Here is a 17,563-nt window from a genome sequence, read left to right as displayed (position 1 = left end):
TGGAAAGCGCGTTGCCCGGATCAGTCGCCGACTTGCACCGCCTGGCCCGCCGCGAGTTCGGCCGCCTGCAGCAACGGCCTGAGCTCATCACCAGCTTCTTCCGGCACGCAGGTCTCTCCGTTGCAGGTCTTTAGTGAAGATCATTAAGATACTCATCAAGGGATTGGTCCAGCGCAAGCATATGCCAGGCTGCCGTTAGGACCATCCCTCGTGGAGGTGCCTCGCGCGCACGGTTCCTCCCTACCAAACACTCGTTCAGAAGTAATCGGGATGGCCAGGAGTAATAAATGAGGTGACGGAGCTAGTCTCGGCAGCGAAATTCTGGTATTAAAGCTGCCCCGCGGATCTTCCGCACGGTTCACAGCCACAGCCAGAGGAGGCGTTACATGTCCATGCGACTTTGCACGTACGAACGCGCCGCTCTCCTCGTCACAACTCTTGCTGCTGGTGGCTCCGATGAAACCGACCGTATTCCCTCTGCCCTTGGTAGGGCTCGCATTCCGCTTTGAGTTCATTCGCGTTCCGCGCAAGCCGGCGAACGATCATAAGCGTCCTGTCTTGGCGTTTGAGTTTGTCGAGGCCCTGCGACGAGAGATGAGCCCACACATCCTGCGCGACATCGGTGTCGATCGCAGCCGGAGCGACTAGCAGTCCGGCTGCGATGCGGTCGAATGATCGCGTTTGGAACTGGTATCGTGCGTCACCACACATCGGCATGTCGTGCGCGCATCTACATGGGACGTGCGATGCCGGAACACATCGCACACGCCCTGGTGGGAGGTCTGGTGCTCAGCCTCCCACCGGGGCGCTTCGTACTTGTGCACAGCGTCGGTTGAACTTCCAGCGTTCATGGGGCATTGTGGCGTCGTGGTGTTGCAACCGGCATCACAGAAGCGCCCTGACAGTGAGCTCCGCACGGCTAACTCTGTCAGGGCGTTGTCACTTGTAAGCACCTTGCTCTCATTGGTGGCGAGCCTGTACTCGAGGTATGTTCCCCCGTGGATTACCAAAACGTCGTTGCATCTTCCGCTCAGGCTATAGCAGGTCGAGCACCTATCACTCTCGGGCCACGCGTGAGAGGCGGAGCTCGGTAAGCCTACGCTGATCGACTGTTTCTCTGAAATCGAGCTTATTCGACCCCAGCGGCAGATCAGCGGGCACGAGTCTCGGGTTAAAGTCGGCGGCTGAGTGGAAACCATAGTGCGGGGTTCAGGGTTGCCGTCCCCTCTCTCTGCCATATACGAATAAAGAGCTTCTCGATCCCTTACATTGCTTGGGTTTCATGACCGTTCGCCGCCGCTTTCTGCTCACCCCGTCCTTCGCCCGCCTGATCCGACGCGAGAGGGGCGGCCTGCGCCATGTCGAAGGCTTCTTCCCCGAACAGCGGGATCGCTCCTCCTGGGTTAGCTTCGAAGAAGACAGAGGCCTGCTGATCCTCAAGACGGTCGGCCCTGACGGGGAGATCGAGGACCAGACTGAAATCCCTTCCGCCCACGCTCACGCGCTGCTCGAGGTCTGCGCCGGCGAGGTCGACTACACCCGGACACCCCTGCCGATCGGCGTGGGTCACGCCCTGGTCGACGAGATCATCTGCCCCCGTACCTGCACTTCGTCACCGTGGAATTCGCCTCTGAAGGGGAGGCGAGGGGCTTTCGTTCACTTGAGTGGTTCGGACCTGAGGTAACGGCCGAGCCCCGCTATACCCATCAGTCCATTGCTCTCAGGGGGCTTGCTGAGACTCCAGAGATCCCATTGTCCGATGTGGCGCTCAACAGCCTGATCGACACACTGGAAGGCCGCTTCCCCGCCCAGGCGCATAAGAGCATCACCCGACCCAAGTTCAAGCAGGTGCCGGTGACCCGAGCCAAGGCTCAGACCAGCGGCGAAACCGTTAAGGTCAACCTCGATGAGATCGAGGCGGCTATGATGCGCGAGATGGAGAAGACCCTGCAGAAGGCCCAACCTGAGTAAGAGCCGTTCCCAGGATGCCGGACGCCCGTTCGCCCATTCGGCACCATCTGGTGCTCTATCGGCGTGACGCGGAGCAGCGCAGGGCACGCTTCTTCGGCCTGATGATTGAGCGTGATCTGTTCGGCACGATCCGGCTGGTCCGAAACTGGGCTTCGTTGGCGCCAAGGGCCAGGAGAAGGTCGAGATGTTTCCCAGTGAGGCCGAAGCGACTGAGGCTTTAGAGACGTGGGCCACAGCCCAGCGTCCGAAGGGCTATATGGACCTTTGATCTCACCATAGTCGACCCTCATTGCACATCTCAGGCTCTTGCCGAGTGCGCGGCTGTCGACCTATATGGACGCACAAGAAAGGACGACCTCCCCCAGACGCTGGGCCGATCGTTCGGGACAACCCGAGCTTTGACCCGCTGAGGGAATACATGCGAACCGCACGCGACCGCATTCGTCACGCAATCAGCTTTGAAATCATCGGCTTGGCGCTCATCACACCACTCGGTGCCTGGGCGTTTCACATGCCCATGCACGACATCGGTGTGATGGGGATCGTTGGCGCGACTGTCGCGACACGGTGGAACTACATCTATAATTTTAGCTTCGACCACATCATGCAGCAGATGCGGGGCAGCACCAGGAAGACTACCCCGATCCGTGTGCTGCATGCAGTCATGTTTGAGGCCGGGCTCCGGTTCGTCCTGCTGCCGCTCTTCGCCTGGCATCTCGGGATTAGTCTCTGGCAGGCTCTCCTGATGGATGTGTCCTTTGCCCTTTTCTACATGGGCTGTGCATTTGTCTTCAATTGGGCCTACGACCGCCTGCTCCCGTTGCCAGAATGGCAAAAGCTGGAAGCCGCATGACCGCTATGCACAGGAGCGGCGGTATCTGCGGCCTGATGGTCTGTCGCTAGCACGTGAAATCCCCCGCTCCAGCGGTTCAGGCGGCTGTCGTATGCTCCTCCTCATTGAGTGGATGAAGGTCGCGGGCCATGTGGTGGAGGCGGGAGGTATCCAGATGGGTGTAGATCTGGGTGGTGTCGATGCCGGCGTGTCCCAGCAGCTCCTGCAGCACACGCAGGTCGGTGCCGCCGGAATGCATATGGGTGGCAAAGGCATGGCGCAGCACGTGCGGTGAGACCCGCTCGGGACTCGCCAACCCTGCGGCCACTGCTGCCTCCTTGATCTCCAGCAGAGCCGCCTGGCGCGTCAGGGCCTTGGTGCCGTTGCGCACCGCGTGGAACAGCCAGGGGGAGGGCGCTCCACCGGAATAGGCACCCGCCAGCCGCTGCCAGAGGGCAAGCGCCTCGATCGCCCGCTCGTGCAGCGGCACCAGGCGCTGCTTGTCACCCTTGCCGCGCACCAGCAGCATGCGGGTGCCCGCTGGGGCGGCATCGGAGGGTAGGGACAATGCTTCGCTGATGCGCATGCCGGAGGCATAGAGGGTCTCGAACAGGGCAGCCCGTCGGGCATAGCCGGCCTGCCGGTACAGCCCTACCGAGGGGTCGGCCGCCAGCCGGTGAGCGGTCTCCAGGAGTGCTTCGGTCTCGGCAATGGAGAGGACGAAGGGCAGCTTGCGCGACCGCTTCATGGCCGCCAGATGGGAGGTGGGATCGCGCGAGCCGAGTTCCTCGGCGATCAGGAACTTGTGCAAGCCGCGCGCCACGGTGATCCTGCGGGCGATGGTCGAGCCCGCGTAGCCGCGCCCATCGAGACCAGCGATGTAGTCCCGGATCTGCTCCAGGCCGACCTCATCCAGGCTGAGGCTGTTCTCATCGAGCCAGGTGAGGTAGCAGTTCAGATCATCGGTGTAGGTGGCAATGGTGCCCGCCGAGGCCCCGAGTTCGGTGGCCAGGGCATCGAGCCAGAGCTGGGCCAGCCGTCGATTGGTCCGCATGAGTTCCTCCTGCAGGAGGAATATCGCACAGCACCGGTTACGGACTTCTTGTCAAAACTCTCCGGCCGCCTATTCCCCGCAGGCTGAATGCACGACTTGCATTACACCCTCAGCGTCTTGAGCCTGTTGGGGCGGTGGGTCCAGCCTCAGCGGGAGCACGGTCACAATCATCTGCTCTCGTCGCTGGTAGACGATCCTTACGTTCGTGGATGCTGAGAGATTGCGGCGTGTCAGCTTGGCGATGACCATGACTCTAGGGTAGGGGCCCCAATACGGACTCACAAAAGCAGCCCGGTACTTGAGCTCGATCCGATCGACGAGGTCGATCAAGGAGGTGGGATCATAATCGTCGAGATTGTAGCGCTCGCGGAACCGCCGGAGTGCATGGATCGTCCAGTGGCGTTCGATCGCCGCCATGATGGCCTGATGAGACTCAGTGGAGATCATGACCGCTCGACAGAGAACCCCGTACCCATGATTGGGATTATGTTTCAAGTTAGCCCGATTACAATCGCGACCTCCGACAGAATTGGCTGCAATCAGCCGTAATGCTAGATTCTCGTCCATGACACAGATGGACGACGAGATCCGCGCCCTCATTGCTGATCTGTACCATGACCCTGAGGGTTTCCTGAGGACGCCGCACCAGTGGTTCGGCGGGCGTTCGCCGGACGAGCTCATGGCAACTGAGGCTGGCCAGTTCGTGCTCCTGAAGTTCCTTCGCGGAGAAGACCACATGCCGCCCATTGAACCTGATCGAGACTTCAAGCCCTATACGACGGCAAACGCCGACGACTGCATTGACCAGGCGATTGCCCGTCTTGAGGAGCAAATCGAGCAGCTCAGGTCCCTGAAAGGATCCGGGCCGGAGATCGCTACGGTCATCGGACGGGCACGGGAGGTTTATGGTGATGAGGGCCTGCTGTGGCTCCTTGAGTATAACCAGGTCCTGCAGACGACACCTTTGGATCTCGTGCTCCAAGGTAAGGCCGAGCGTGTCCTCACGCAGCTTGGACGGATTGAGCACGGAGTGTATGCGTGAGCGTCGCCAAAGTGCTTATGGGAACGAAGCCGGAAATCTTATGTGAGTGCAGCTGAGAGGCTTTCTGCTGAGAAATCCGGCCCGCCGACGAGGGCGCGGGCTTTGCGGTTTATCTGAAGCGCAGAGGCCGATTACAATACCCTGGAGCCGGGCGCCTGCGGACCAACAAGGCTTGCATGGAAATGACGGAAGAACCGGTTGTGAGCGATCCCAAGATCCTGGGCGGCATGCCGGTTATCAAGGGCACACGGGTCCGAGTTTATGACTTGGCGGCATCCGTTACGGCAGGCATCCCGCGGGATAGAATTCTGGCGGCCTATCCCACCATCGAGGAGCACCATCTGGATCTGGCTATCGCTTACGCAGGGGCCAATTCATTGCCGCGGCAGATCCGTCATAAGCTTCCTCCATGGTCGGGAGCAACGTTGGTAAAGTCGGGGCGGATACTGCGGAGGAAGGGATGACGGCCGACGAGTTTTTCGATTGGATCGAGAGGCAGTCCGAGCCGCATGAACTCGTAGATGGCATGCCAGTTCGCATGATGGCGGGGGCCAGGCAGAGCCACAGCGTGGCTACTACCAATATCGTGGTAGCACTGGCCCCGTCAGCCAAAACGAAGGGTTGCCGCACAACATCGAGCGATACAGCGGTCAGAACCGGCCAATTCGGCGTCCGATACCCGGATGTCGTCGTCGATTGCGGCCCGCCTGATCCGTCGGGGAAGGAAGCGGCACGGCCCACGGTTGTCGTGGAGGTGTCCTCACCCGGTACCTTGGCCATAGACCTGACGGATAAGATCGATGAGTATCAGGCCCATGACGACATCCAGGTCATCATGCTCGTGGAGCCGGATGTCACCTCGGTGAAAGTCTATCAACGCGACGTGCATGGCCTCTGGACCATCGAGAAATACGATGACCTCGAGCAGTCCGTCGATCTTCCCGAAATCAACTCGTCCATACGACTGTGGGACATCTACGAAACTCTGGAGCCGCAATTGCATGTGGTGGAGGAACCGGAAAGCAAGCCCAAGCCATAACTGGTCCAGAGTGTGGCAACCACGACCTGAATCCTTCCGATCGTAATCAGCTTGCCCAGATCGTTCGGGAATGAGCCACCATAGTAGCCGTGGTTTCCATGGACGTGGGTGGCACGGATGCCGAGTTCATCCTCGATCTTTACGATCACCTGGCGCCGGATCTCAGGATCAGGGTGTGTGTCGCCGGCCATGACCAGAACATCGGCGTCGACCTCACGGGGAAGCGAGAGACTGCCATAGACCTTAAACATTTCGGCCGGCATCCCAAGCGGGGATGGATCCTTGCACTCCTCGATGTGAAGACCAGAGATCAACGCGATCCTGGTCAAAGATCCGTTCTGGGCTCATGCTGAGTTCCCGTAGCACAAGGAGCACCCGTTCAGCCCATTGACAGACTTCTTGTCAAAAGCCTTATTATGCGAACACCTCTTGCACAACTATAGATGCCAGACTCAGCAGCCTGAAGGCATAGTATCTGACGGTGCTCACCTCCCCCGGCCCATCATTGCTGGCTTATTTAAGCCATGCTTACTCATGACAGCGGTCGCATTGGGCGGATGTTATCCCGCATCACATGTGCAAAGGCAGCGATGTGCTCCGCTGAGCATAGCGAATCCCGCAGTCGTATGGGAGTGGGAATGAATTCGCAGTTTCTGTCCGCTTGGAGCGGCTGGCATGGATCGCAAATTTTCAACATTATACTAGTAATATCATATATATAACATAAAAAACGTGAAAACGCACGACGACAAAAACGTGCGATCATACGGCGTCAAATACTTGCAACCATACAGCATAATTGACTTGTCACCGTACGACATTATATACTTGAGACCCATCATCATAAAAAACTTGAAACCTCCCCATGGCTACACCGAATGAAAAACTTGCCGATTCTCTCAGCGCTCTGAAAGGGCTTCAGGACGGCGGGCGGCGCATATTCAAATCCAGCGAGATCAGCCGCGTCCACCGGGAGCGCCTCATGCGGCAGGGGTTTCTGCGTGAGGTTATCAAGGGCTGGCTCATGTCGACCGGACCTCAGGCGCAGGAAGGCGACACCACGCCCTGGTACGCCTCGTTCTGGGAGTTCTGCGCGCGCTATTGCGGCGACCGGTTCGGTACGGCGTGGCATCTGTCACCGGAGCAGTCGCTGCTGCTCCATGCCGAGGCGACGCCCATCCCTGCGCAGGTGATCGTCAACAGCCCCAAAGGCACCAACAACAAGCTGGACATGCTGTTCGGCACATCGCTCTACGACCTCAAGGTCAAGGAGATGCCGCCGGCAGACGACCTTACCGAAAAAAACAGCCTGCGCCTCTACAACATCGATGCCGCGCTCCTGCGGGTGTCCGAGCCGTTCTTCCAGCGCTCGCCCGTCGAAGCGCAGGTGGTGCTCGGCGCGGTGCGCGACGTCTCGGGCGTTCTCGGGCGGCTGCTCGACGGCGGCCATTCCGCCGTGGCGGGCCGTCTTGCCGGCGCGTTCCGCCGCATCGGCCGCGACGGCTTTGCCGATGACATAGTCAAAACGATGAAAAGCGCTGGCTATGACGTGCGCGAAAGCGATCCGTTCTCGCAGGAGCAGCACGTCCGAGCCGTCGCGACGGGGGTCCCACCGATCATCGCCCGTCTAAACGCCATATGGGAGAGCCAGCGCCAGCTCGTCCTTGATGCGTTCCCACAGGCCCCGGGGCTGCCGGACGACAAGGATCGCTACATGAAGTTCGTCGACGATATCTACCAGAGCGACGCCTACCACTCGCTGTCGATCGAGGGCTACAGCGTGACGCCCGAACTGATCGACCGTGTCCGACAGGGCGACTGGAATCCGCAAGCCGACGAGCAGGACCGGCAGAACCGCGACGCGCTCGCCGCGCGCGGCTACTGGCAGGCGTTCCAAAGCGTGAAGAAATCCGTCAGCGCCATCTTGAGCGGCGCGCCCGCCGGCGCGCTCGTGCACAACCAGCACCGCGACTGGTATCGTGAACTCTTCGGGCCTTCCATCGCCGCCGGCATCCTGAGGGCCAGCGCGCTGGCTGGCTATCGCAGCCACCCGGTCTATTTGCGCGGCTCATGGCATGTGCCGCCGCGCTCCGAAACCGTCGCTGACGGCATGAACGCGCTCTTCGAACTGCTGGAGAAGGAGACGGAGCCCGCCGTGCGCGCGGTGCTCGGCCACTGGCTCGTCGGCTACGTGCATCCCTATCCCGACGGAAACGGCCGCATGGCCCGCTTCCTCATGAACGCGATGCTGGCTTCTGGCGGCTATCCATGGACGGTCGTGCGCGTGGAGGACCGGACCCGGTATCTCGCACACCTTGAAACAGCGAGCGTCGAAATGAATGTCGGGCCGTTCGCGGCGTTCCTTGCCGAGCGCGTGAGGTGGTCGGCCGAACAGGCGGGCTGACCGTTACCGTTCGCAACGCGGCGTTGCGAAGTGGCGGGCGTCCCGAGCGCGCTCGCCCTCGTATTGCGACGGTCACCGTACCTCACTGGGCACGGCTCATGCGGTCGTGTTCGGCTATCAGAAAAGTCACGTAACTGCGGATCAGATTGCAGTAGAGGCGCCCCTCGTCAGCGTCGATCGAGATGCCGCTCTTGAGATCGGCACCATGCCGGACACCGCCGCCGGTCGGCGAAGAAAGATAGCCGTGCAAAGTGGTGAGCCAGCCCAGAACCTGCTCGATGGTCTGGCCCCTCTTGTGCGTCCTCAGCTCCTGCACGATCTTGTTGAAGTACTTCCCTTCTATCGTCGTCGTCCCATGAGGCGCGGCCTCTCTCATCAAGCCGCTTGGCGAAGCGGGAAATCCGGAACAACCAGGTAATCGTAAGGTCCGACACGATCGGCGGCCGCCTCAAGCCGGCCACGAAAGCGCATATGGGCATCCTTGAGGAGACGCCGCCCTCGTGCGGTTGGTTGGGGGAGCCTCGTGTTCTCCCCGACCAGTGCCGCAGCGGCCGCATACAGGTCGTCGGCCGCAGCCTCGATGCCAGGGTTCCGATCAAACAGGCGCAGGGCGCGGACGAGGTGAGCGGCAAGGTCGCGCAGGTCACCCGTCTGGCCGTCCTGCTCAATCCTGCCGAGGACGGGTGCAATCACTGCGAGACTCTCATCGACTGCGTCCGTGAGGATCTTGAACGTCATGGGTTTGCCTTATGGGAAAGGGCTCTGTGACCGCCTCAGAGCACCCGGAGAGGATGTGGGAGTATGGTTAACGGGCTGTTACCGATCCCGAGCATCGGGCATCCAACGACTCTCTGAGCAGAAGCACGCGAACCACGTGGACAGGCTCTGAGGTGTCCCGGTCAGAACCAAGAAGCCAGGTGCTTCGGCGCTCTCGAGACTTACTTTCGCAGCCCGGCAAAACTTATCTCTGCCGTGATCATTGTAGGGTCGAGGCACGGAACACCGCTGCCTCCTGGTAACGGCACGAGCACGAGGAGCGACTCGCCATGGCTGCAAGCAAGAAGGATCAGAACACACCCTCTCGGACCGGCCGGAAGTCCACAGGACAGTCCTCGACCCGATCCCGGAATACGGCAAAGACGTCAGCTGCGCCCAAACGGGCGCAGCCCAAGGCGATGGGCAGTTCCAGGACAGCAACCAAGTCGATGAAACTGCCGGCCAAGGCGCGTTCCGCCGCCAGAGCGAACACGGCCTCCGCCGCAAGGAAGTCGAGTGCGGCTCCAGCGACAGGCCGCAGCACGGTTTCACGTCGCTCTCGAAGCGCGGGTGGGCAGAACTGGCTGACCTCCATCGAGACCATGATCACCACCCGTGAGGGACGCGAGATCATCGCTGAGGCCCTGCGGGCTGTCGCGGCCGTTCTCGACAGCCACAATCAGCGCGACCAAAGTGGTGCTAGCGCACGCCGCTTTGGAGAGGCCCTGGATCAGGGCATGCACACGAGTGATCCCATCACCAATCCAGCGACTGAAGCGGTGACCGGAGCCCTCGGTGTGGCCCAGGCCGCCACTGAGATGGTGACGGATGCGGCGACGGGCGTGATGCTCGGCGGGATTGGTGCATCCGATGGTGAGAGTGACGGAAACGAGGGCAATCGTCGCGGAGCGAGGAAGGGCCGATCCTCCCGGAAGCGCACCTCCTCAGGCAACGAGTGAGGCCGCCGCATCCGTTGAGCGGGATTGGCAAGATATGGCTCGTCCCGCTCGATCTGCTCAAGCCTGCAGGGTAGACCGGTAGCTGGTCTACCATCTATCGGTCCGTTCCTGCTCTTGCTACTGGTACCCAACCCTTTTGCGAGTCGTCTGCACAGAAGGAACGGGCTTGGAACTTGATGGAAGTTGGATTAGAGCACGCTCATTCATTTCCACCGCTTTCATGATGACGGGCAGCATCGCTGCCCTTCGGTACGCTTCGTTCCCTCAGGAAAGCTGTCCTCGATCATTTCAGGAAAAGGTAAGTGCCTAGTACCATGCGTCAGTTCGAGCAACACATTACCCGGAGTGGTGGCGTTCCCTCCAAGTACCGTTTTACCACCCGCTGCTCCACGTGCCCGAAGACGGAGAGCTATGAGTCCAATCAGTCCGTCAAGGATGACGTGATCAGGGGCTACTTCAAGGAGCGGGGTTGGCTCTTGGGGCGGGATCGCTCGTATGACCTGTGCCCGGCCTGTTTGGCGAGACCGCGGAATACCGAACGACAGCGGGGCGCAGAAACGCCCCCCCTCGGTGCTGCAAGGAATGCACGGCAGCCGGATCGCGAGGCTGCTCCGATGAACGCGCGCCACCGGGACACAGCCGACATCCTGGCACGGCATCTGGGCAAGCCTGAAGCCTTGGCAGCGGAGGTCTTTCGGCCCAAGGAGGCGCAACCACAGCGCCCACCTGCTCCCGGCGCTATGTCAGAGTCAGTGACGTCCCCTGCCCTGTCACCTGAGATCGAGCAGGCCCTAACCGGGATGGCTGCGGATCTGAAAAGCCTCCGCTCCACCATGGAGCTCATGGCCGAGCAGGTGAGCAAGCTGGTGGCGCTTGGAGGCCAGCAGATCGAGGCGATTGCACGACTGGCACCTCTCATGATCCAATCGGCTGAGGGAATTTCCGGCAGCGTCAGAGAGGTTGTGACCGCTGTTCAGACGCTCTCCCCACCATTGGCCGTATCGCTTGCCCAACAATCCGTTTCAGCCGGTGAGATTCACAACGAGCAACAGCAGGACGTCAGCCCAGAACTGGAACCTGTTCAGGCACCTGATGCGCCGTCGAAGCGGATCCGGCGCTTAGCAAAGACCGACGGTCCGGCGCGTGAAGCTGTCTCTGCTCAGGTGGTGGTGAAATCGATTCCTGATGCCAAGCGCCCGGACCGGTTCTACACCACCATCCGGCTGCCCCGGGAGCTATGGGACAGAGCGGGCTTCGGCCCTGAGGATCGCATCCAGATTGATTGGAAGAAGAAGGCTCTGTCCATCACTCGTGTCTTGGATGGCGGCGTGAAGCCCAAATCCATCGGCGATGTCGTTGTGGTTCTTCAGTCATGGCGGCTGGGTGATCTCACCTTTGATCGAGCAACGATTACCGCCGGGGAAAGGACCTTGCGCCTGACGTCTGAATAACAGAACCGTTTGCCATGTAGCAGTCATTGAGCACCCGATCGGTTCGATCCAGATCAAGAGTCAGTTCGGCCGCTCAGGCTGGGTGCGGCCTCTCGCCTGCTGCATGGCAGAATAATCGGAGTTCGATACCGGCAACAATCTCCGTATCGATCCATGGATCATCGCTGCCATGAGCCAGTTGGATCAGACCGTCTGTCATGGACTGTCCTTGTTGGCGGCGTGGGCCGGGATCCACTGATGGGCCTTCGCCAACACAGTCTTTCGATCGGCACCAAGGGCAATGCACGGCCTCTCCCGAGGAGCCGTGATCATGGCCATCCACTCGAGGTCCGTTTGTTTCAGACGGATTGCGTATCCGGGATATTCCGGCACAGGTATGTCCGTGGCTGACGCCAGCTGGGCAGAGCGAGGATGCTGATCGGACACCAGGCTCAGTTGTTCAAAGTCAGATTTCTTAGCAAGGCAAGGCAGGCGGATCGCCGCCTACGTGCATCAAAAAAGTGAGTTCGCGTTAACCTACCGCTAACGATTTCCGTGTTATACCTCGGGTCGTCGAGCTGTCTCTCGAAGACAGCCCGCGAAAGACGGCCACTGCCGGCGCTTCCAACACCGACAGTGACCTACCACAGCTAACCTTGTACGGAGACCAGCTATGGCTGACATCTGCAATAGCGCACCTTCGCGTGCGCCGGAATACCCCTTTTACATGATTGAGACGCGCCCGGCAGCGGCACATTGCCCTGCATCGGCGCCCCCTGCCCGGTACGTTGGCGTCACAGCCCTTCTTCGGCTTCGCCTGACCCGCCACGCTCCGCGCGGCCGCGCCTGAGCCCCTCGTCTCAATCCAGCCTTCTCCTCTCTGCGATCCCGCTTTCCGCTCCAGCTGCGGCTGGCCACTTGCGGTCCTGTCAGCGGACGGGAGGAGGCTGCCTGAAAGGTCATTCCAATGACGTTCCATCATCACACCTCAGCATCCTTTGCTGATTCCATCCCTGCTGTCGCACCGGACCATCAGGTCCGGATCCTGAGCGCGATCGAGGAGGCCGGCGGCACCGCCGACATCCGCGAGATCGCGGCCTGCCTGTCCGACACGCCTCGGCCGGTCGCAGTCATTCTCGCTCTGGTCGAGGCAGGCCTGCTCGCCATCGACCGCAGTGCCCCGCTCGACGCCTGCACCCAGGTGTGGCGCATCCGCGACTGATCCAACTGGCCGTCTCCGGCCCAACCATCTCATCCCATCCATTCCAACGCCGCTGCAAGACGCAGCGCGAGTGAGGACTCATGCCTTATAAGCCCCGTTTCTCCGTTCAGGTCACTTCTTCCGCGGATGGCATTCTGTCCGTCAGGCCTACAGCCTTTCAGGTCGATGCTTACGTCAGCGATAAGACGTCCGTTCGGGCCTTTCTGGATAGCCAATCCGAGAAGACGGCTCTCGTCTACATTCTCGAAACCTGGCACGAGCTCATCGGCCACCAGCCACTCGTCTATACAGGCTTCAGCGGAAACATCGCTCGCCGCGGCACCGAGTACCAGCTCGGCGCCCCAGAGAGTGAAGTCCAACGCATTATCGTCATCAAGGCACGTGAGAACCTTCTGACGGAATGTGAGGGGAAGTACTTCGAACAGGTTCTCCACGATGCAATCGAGGCCTCCGGTCGTGCCGTGCTAGCCAACCGAAGCCGGCCTCATGGCGCAGCGTTGCGACCGGCTGAGCGCTATGCTGTTGAGGCGCTGGCGCGGGATGCCGAGCATGCCCTGCGGGCCCTGGGCATCGACTACCTCGATGTGGAGAAAGCGCTTGCTCCGCCGGACGCGGCGCTGGCGGACGACACCGATGCCGGGTCGCAGCTCTACGGCACCTCTGCGGTCGGAGTCGAGGCGGTGGTGCGACGCAAGGGCGGCAAGTGGTTTGTGATGGCGGGCTCGACCGTCCGGGCTTGCGTGGTTGGTTCCGTCTCTCGCACCCCCACTGAAGTCCGTGAAGCGCTGCTCCAATCCGGCGCCCTGCGCCGGACGGACGATCCTGGAATCTACCGGCTGGAGGTGCCGTATGAGGTCGAATCGGCGACGGCGGCGATGCTGTTCGTGACCGGCTCGAGCCTGTCGCCCCAGCACTGGTATCCGGTCGGTGCACCTAGAACTCGAGGCCGCAGGCAACCCGATCCGATCACGCGCCACCTGAAGGGCCTGGCCTCAAAGGGCCTGACCCCGCGCAAGTAGTTCGCCGGAGCAGTCCTCCCCTCCCCCTGATCCATCCAACCGCCGTGCCCTTTGTGCCGGTCATCAAGAAAGCAATTCTCATGTACATCCCGACTGTTTCCATGCTTCCCTCCATCGCCGCGAGCACCGTTCAGAGCCCCGAGCTTGCTCCCGCCATCGCTCAGCTCGGGCGTGAGGCTCCCCTGTCCTATGCCTTCGATGCCGTGTTGGGCGTTGCGCCCAGCGTCCGTTCCGTCTCGGACGATCTGCAGTGTGAGAAGTTCGCGCGCACCCTCGGTCTGGCGCAGGTTGGTCTTGTCCTCCGCTCGGTCCGGCTCACCAGTGGACGTAGCGTCAGCCTCGTCGCAGTACCGAGCGCCTGCTGGCGCGATCCGGTCCTGCGTGCCCGCATCCTCGATCTGAAGTGGGCGGTCGAGTTCAGCGGCCGCCGTCTCGTGCTGGTGCCCGAAAGTGTGATCCGGGCCGAGCCGCGGCTGACCAACGCCCTCTTGATCTCTGCTTGCGATGGCGTGCGTGTCACGCCGCGTGAGCGCCTCATCCTCCTCTCTCATCTCGCTGAGGTCGGCGGCAGCGCCTCACTCGAGGTCTGCGCTGAGGCGCTGACCGGCAGCGCCGATCCGGCTGGAGCCGTGCTGCGGCTGGTGGCCGAGCGCGTGCTGACGATTGCTCTCGACCGCCCGATCGATCTCCAGAGCGAGGTCAGCCTCGCTGCCTGGCGCTGATCCTCTGGCCGGAGACCATCATCATGAGCATTCGTACTCTTTCCAGCACCAGCACCGTCGATGACTTTGTCGTCGAGCCAGAGGATCAGGACGGCAGCCCTGATCTGCCTGCGCCCTCGGGTCACGAGAGCCTCCTGGCTCAGGCAAGGTCCCGGCAGCGGCTCTCCCTGCGGGAGCTGCTGGCCAAGCCGCTGCTGCGGCAGGCGCTCGGGCTCGATCTCCTACGCCGGCTCAAGCACGGCGACAGCAGCCTCGCGCTGGTCGTGGCGGCGCCCTCACCCGCTTGGGTCGCGCCGCTCTCCGAGGCACCCAAGGACTTGGCCTTTCAGGGGCTGTGGGTCATCAGCCCGTCAGAGCGACTTCATCGGCCCGAGGAGCAGCTCCAGCGCGCCGAAGAGGCCGCTAAGGCACTGGCCAAAGGCGTAACGGTTGCCGGGGTCGCGGCCGATCCTGCGCGTGAGTTGTCAAAGGTCCTGCTGGCTGCAGCGGACGCCACTGTCATCGTGCCTGCGCCTGATGCTGCTCTGGTCGAGCAGGCTATTCGTGCCTTCAGCCGCAAGGGCCGGTCCGTGGCGCTGTCGGCGCGCGATCTCGCCGGCCTCGACTGGATGGACTACTACGCCGCCTTCCGGCTGGGCTCGACCCGGCAAGCCATCGCAGCGCGTTTGGCGCGGGCTGCCGGAGCGCGCACCGGCGTGACATTCGCCGAGGATGCTCCACCCCTGGAGACGCTCACCGGGTATGGTGAGGCACGCACCTGGGCCGAGCACATCGTCCGCGAGGTCGAGGACAGGCGTGCCGGCCGCGCCGCAGGGTCGGCACTGGAGAGTGCGATCCTCGCTGGCCTGCCGGGGACCGGTAAAACAACCCTTGCACAAGCGCTGGCTAAGGCCGCCGGTTTACAGTTAGTGACAACGAGCGTTGCCAGCTGGTTCAGCGCCTCGGACGGCCATCTCGGGGCCGTGGTCAAGGAGCAGAAGCGGTTCTTTGCGGACCTCCGCACCATGCGCCCGTGCGTGGGCTTCATCGACGAGCTCGATGCACTGCCGAGCCGTGCGAGCCTGAGCGGATCGTCCAACGGAGATTTCTGGGCACCGGTTATCACGGGCATGCTGCTCGGCATCGACGCCTTGCGTCAGGCCTGTCCCGATGTGGTGCTGATTGCCGCAACCAACTTTCTCGACAGGGTCGATCCCGCCCTGCGCCGCCCGGGCCGGTTCGACCGGCTGATCGAGATCGCTCCACCGGATGTTGAGGGCTTGACCAACATCCTGCGGGCACACCTCAAGGGTGACCTCGCTGAGGCAGATCTCTCCCTGGTGGCGCAGCTGTTGCTGGGGCGGGTCGGCGCTGATGTTGTGCAGGTGGTGAACAGCGCCCGCCGACGCGCTCGCCTTACGGGCCGCGCCCTCACGCTCGACGATCTTATCGCCGAGGCCAGCCCGTCGGATCCACGCAGCCCCGCCGAGTTAAAAGCCTGTGCCATTCACGAGGCGGGCCATGCCGTCGCGGCAGTAGCCCTCGGCCGCACGCTCCAAGGCGTCTCGCTGCAGCTGTCAGGCGCAAGCGGTGGGATGACGCGCATGGAGCATCCCGGTTTCATCCCGACCCGCGCCGTGATTGAAAACAATGTCGTGATCGGATTGGCTGGCCGCGCCGCTGATCTCGTACTAGGCGCCGGGGCTAGCGCCGGAGCAGTGGGCGATCTTGCGCTCGCCACACGCGAGCTCTCTGCCCTGCATGCCAGCTATGGCTTGGGTGACAGGCTGCTGCATCGGGGCGGCGTCGATGATGCCAGTGCCCTCCTGCGTGTAGATAGTGGCTTCGCCAGATGCATTGAGGCCGATCTACAGCGGTTGATGAACCGTGCAATCACGCTTGTGACAGCGCACCGGGCGGCGGTGCTGGCCGTGGCCGAGGCACTCATCGTTCACCGGGTACTGTCGGGTACCCAAGTGCAAGCTCTGATGGAGGCATACCCGCCCTCCATGGCCAGGATCGATGACATTCCCGCCAGCACGACTGGGACGGGCTGCGCTGATCCGTTCGATGGCAGCCTCGGGGAGATCACCCTGCCCGGCTGATGCCCACTCTCGCTGCCGCATCTCCTTCCAATTTCAACACTGTCGAGGAACTCCCGATGACAACTCTCCTCCCCTTCCCTGCCCGCCGCGAACACTTCTGGCCAAGCCTCGGCTTGCATCTGCGCACCACCACAGCGATTTGGCGTGACGAGCTGTCCGAGCTCTCGCTTTTCGGTGCACCGGAGATCGGCTGGCGCCGCTCACCGGCAGGAATGGAACTCGTCTGGCCGGGCGTCTCGGAAGACAGCGACCGGATCCTGGTGACGGTCTCCGGCCACTGGCAGCCTCTGCGCGACCCGCAGCGCGCGATCACCACCATGCTGAAGGAAGCGGAGTTCGAGTACGAAGCGCTCCGCCCGATCAAGCCCTGGGCACTTGCAGTCCAGCCGCAGGATGCGGCTCTCGGCCTGCCGCTGGGGGAGGAAGATGGGCCGAGGCGCAGTCGCCGTTACAGTGCCGCCGAAATCGACCGGCTCCGCATGGCGCTGCGCCTTGCCAGCAACCCTGCTCTGCCTGGCACGGCAGCACTCGGCCAACCCCTTGCTCCCGCCGCACTGGCTCGGGCATGCGCCATCGTTGCGGCGTGGGACGCCTGTCAGGCTGCCGATACCCTGGCTCTGACCAGGAGCGGCTATGCGCTCTGGTGCCGGATTGCTGTTGCGATGGGCGATAAGCCCATGGCTCTGGAGATCACCACGGCATTACGGGCTTGCCTGCAAGGCTGCTCCGGATCAATCCAGAACCGAGTTCCTCATTGCGAGCAGGAAGCTCCTCGAAACCACGAGATGCGGTGATCAAGGCAGGACGAACTGGCGCGAGATCCATGTCAGCAGCCTACATCATCGTACTGATCAAGATTTCAGGGTTCTTCCCCTTTCGCCACAGCCTCTGTCCATAGCCCTAGAGCGCGTTGACATTCATTTGGTCCAGATGAACGCGCTGACGAGGCAAAGGATTGACATAAACGCCCGTGGGGTCTGTTCGTAGCGCGTGGCGATGCGTCTGAAGTGCTTGATTTTCAGGAAGAAG

Annotated in this window: 21 protein-coding genes; 15 read left to right on the top strand and 6 right to left on the bottom strand. The window is 61.9% G+C overall.

The features are described from left to right. Nucleotides 1-456 precede the first annotated feature (456 nt). The 4 genes from FS320_RS24700 (at nt 457) to FS320_RS24685 (ending at nt 2,824) form a co-directional block, all read left to right on the top strand. Nucleotides 457-648, top strand: coding sequence for a hypothetical protein (locus FS320_RS24700; RefSeq protein ID WP_152714566.1), 192 nt, complete (start codon nt 457-459; stop codon nt 646-648). A gap of 634 nt (nt 649-1,282) precedes the next feature. After that, a complete protein-coding gene (locus tag FS320_RS48250) occupies nt 1,283-1,684 on the top strand; it encodes a hypothetical protein (protein ID WP_244627342.1) in 402 nt (133 codons plus the stop codon). A 68-nt stretch (nt 1,685-1,752) separates the two neighbouring features. Further along, nucleotides 1,753-1,971, top strand: a complete 219-nt coding sequence (locus FS320_RS48245) for a hypothetical protein (RefSeq protein WP_244627341.1) — start codon at nt 1,753-1,755, stop codon at nt 1,969-1,971. 418 nt (nt 1,972-2,389) lie between these two features. Beyond that, nucleotides 2,390-2,824 carry a PACE efflux transporter gene (locus FS320_RS24685; RefSeq protein WP_152714565.1) on the top strand — a complete coding sequence of 145 codons (435 nt, stop codon included), beginning with the start codon at nt 2,390-2,392 and terminating at the stop codon, nt 2,822-2,824. A 76-nt stretch (nt 2,825-2,900) separates the two neighbouring features. Here the strand turns inward: FS320_RS24685 and FS320_RS24680 are convergent, their stop codons facing one another. Both FS320_RS24680 and FS320_RS24675 read right to left on the bottom strand, forming a co-directional pair. Continuing rightward, nucleotides 2,901-3,857: a tyrosine recombinase gene (locus FS320_RS24680; RefSeq protein ID WP_152714564.1), complete on the bottom strand. Its 957-nt coding sequence runs from the start codon at nt 3,855-3,857 to the stop codon at nt 2,901-2,903. Nucleotides 3,858-3,926: 69 nt separating this feature from the next. Then, a complete protein-coding gene (locus tag FS320_RS24675; RefSeq protein ID WP_152714563.1) occupies nt 3,927-4,304 on the bottom strand; it encodes a hypothetical protein in 378 nt (125 codons plus the stop codon). Nucleotides 4,305-4,422: 118 nt separating this feature from the next. Between FS320_RS24675 and FS320_RS24670 the strand changes: the two genes are divergently transcribed. The 3 genes from FS320_RS24670 (at nt 4,423) to FS320_RS24660 (ending at nt 5,938) form a co-directional block, all read left to right on the top strand. Further along, the gene (locus FS320_RS24670; RefSeq protein ID WP_152714562.1) at nt 4,423-4,899 is read left to right on the top strand and encodes an antitoxin Xre/MbcA/ParS toxin-binding domain-containing protein; all 477 of its coding nucleotides are present in this window, start codon (nt 4,423-4,425) and stop codon (nt 4,897-4,899) included. A 176-nt stretch (nt 4,900-5,075) separates the two neighbouring features. After that, nucleotides 5,076-5,363, top strand: coding sequence for a DUF433 domain-containing protein (locus tag FS320_RS50865; protein WP_152714561.1), 288 nt, complete (start codon nt 5,076-5,078; stop codon nt 5,361-5,363). Then, complete coding sequence (locus FS320_RS24660) at nt 5,360-5,938, top strand: Uma2 family endonuclease (RefSeq protein ID WP_162003214.1); 579 nt, start codon at nt 5,360-5,362, stop codon at nt 5,936-5,938. Before FS320_RS50865 ends, FS320_RS24660 begins: the two co-directional genes overlap by 4 nt. Here the strand turns inward: FS320_RS24660 and FS320_RS24655 are convergent. Beyond that, a complete protein-coding gene (locus FS320_RS24655) occupies nt 5,875-6,189 on the bottom strand; it encodes a metallophosphoesterase family protein (protein WP_152714559.1) in 315 nt (104 codons plus the stop codon). The two genes, FS320_RS24660 and FS320_RS24655, sit on opposite strands and share 64 nt — an antisense overlap. Before the next feature lie 731 nt (nt 6,190-6,920). On the opposite strand from FS320_RS24655, the gene FS320_RS24650 reads away from it, so the two are divergent. Beyond that, entirely contained in the window at nt 6,921-8,342 is a 1,422-nt protein-coding gene (locus FS320_RS24650; protein ID WP_244627340.1) for a Fic family protein, read from the top strand. Between the two features lie 82 nt (nt 8,343-8,424). On the opposite strand, the gene FS320_RS24645 is transcribed toward FS320_RS24650, so the two are convergent. From FS320_RS24645 to FS320_RS24635, 3 genes are all read right to left on the bottom strand, one after another. Next, nucleotides 8,425-8,718 (bottom strand): hypothetical protein, encoded by a 294-nt coding sequence (locus FS320_RS24645; RefSeq protein ID WP_192926331.1) that lies wholly within the window; start codon nt 8,716-8,718, stop codon nt 8,425-8,427. Continuing rightward, on the bottom strand, nt 8,718-9,080 hold the full coding sequence (locus tag FS320_RS24640; protein WP_152714557.1) for a hypothetical protein: 363 nt from the start codon (nt 9,078-9,080) through the stop codon (nt 8,718-8,720). Before FS320_RS24640 ends, FS320_RS24645 begins: the two co-directional genes overlap by 1 nt. Nucleotides 9,081-9,408: 328 nt before the next feature. Further along, nucleotides 9,409-9,702 carry a hypothetical protein gene (locus tag FS320_RS24635; RefSeq protein WP_152714556.1) on the bottom strand — a complete coding sequence of 98 codons (294 nt, stop codon included), beginning with the start codon at nt 9,700-9,702 and terminating at the stop codon, nt 9,409-9,411. On the opposite strand from FS320_RS24635, the gene FS320_RS24630 reads away from it, so the two are divergent. The 7 genes from FS320_RS24630 to FS320_RS24600 all read left to right on the top strand — a co-directional run bounded on the left by FS320_RS24630 (nt 9,701) and on the right by FS320_RS24600 (nt 17,328). Continuing rightward, entirely contained in the window at nt 9,701-10,057 is a 357-nt protein-coding gene (locus FS320_RS24630; RefSeq protein ID WP_152714555.1) for a hypothetical protein, read from the top strand. The genes FS320_RS24635 and FS320_RS24630 overlap by 2 nt on opposite strands. Before the next feature lie 842 nt (nt 10,058-10,899). Further along, on the top strand, nt 10,900-11,508 hold the full coding sequence (locus FS320_RS48240) for a hypothetical protein (RefSeq protein WP_244627339.1): 609 nt from the start codon (nt 10,900-10,902) through the stop codon (nt 11,506-11,508). A 946-nt stretch (nt 11,509-12,454) separates the two neighbouring features. Beyond that, nucleotides 12,455-12,709 (top strand): hypothetical protein, encoded by a 255-nt coding sequence (locus tag FS320_RS24620; RefSeq protein WP_152714554.1) that lies wholly within the window; start codon nt 12,455-12,457, stop codon nt 12,707-12,709. Nucleotides 12,710-12,789: 80 nt separating this feature from the next. Then, the gene (locus tag FS320_RS24615) at nt 12,790-13,728 is read left to right on the top strand and encodes a hypothetical protein (protein WP_152714553.1); all 939 of its coding nucleotides are present in this window, start codon (nt 12,790-12,792) and stop codon (nt 13,726-13,728) included. Between the two features lie 80 nt (nt 13,729-13,808). Then, the gene (locus tag FS320_RS24610; RefSeq protein ID WP_152714552.1) at nt 13,809-14,450 is read left to right on the top strand and encodes a hypothetical protein; all 642 of its coding nucleotides are present in this window, start codon (nt 13,809-13,811) and stop codon (nt 14,448-14,450) included. A 23-nt stretch (nt 14,451-14,473) separates the two neighbouring features. Then, nucleotides 14,474-16,534 (top strand): AAA family ATPase, encoded by a 2,061-nt coding sequence (locus FS320_RS24605; protein WP_152714551.1) that lies wholly within the window; start codon nt 14,474-14,476, stop codon nt 16,532-16,534. Between the two features lie 56 nt (nt 16,535-16,590). Continuing rightward, entirely contained in the window at nt 16,591-17,328 is a 738-nt protein-coding gene (locus FS320_RS24600; RefSeq protein ID WP_152714550.1) for a hypothetical protein, read from the top strand. Nucleotides 17,329-17,563: the final 235 nt, after the last annotated feature.

This window comes from Microvirga tunisiensis, from assembly GCF_009296175.1.
Classification (GTDB): domain Bacteria; phylum Pseudomonadota; class Alphaproteobacteria; order Rhizobiales; family Beijerinckiaceae; genus Microvirga; species Microvirga tunisiensis.
This window is presented reverse-complemented; position numbering and strand designations above follow the sequence as displayed.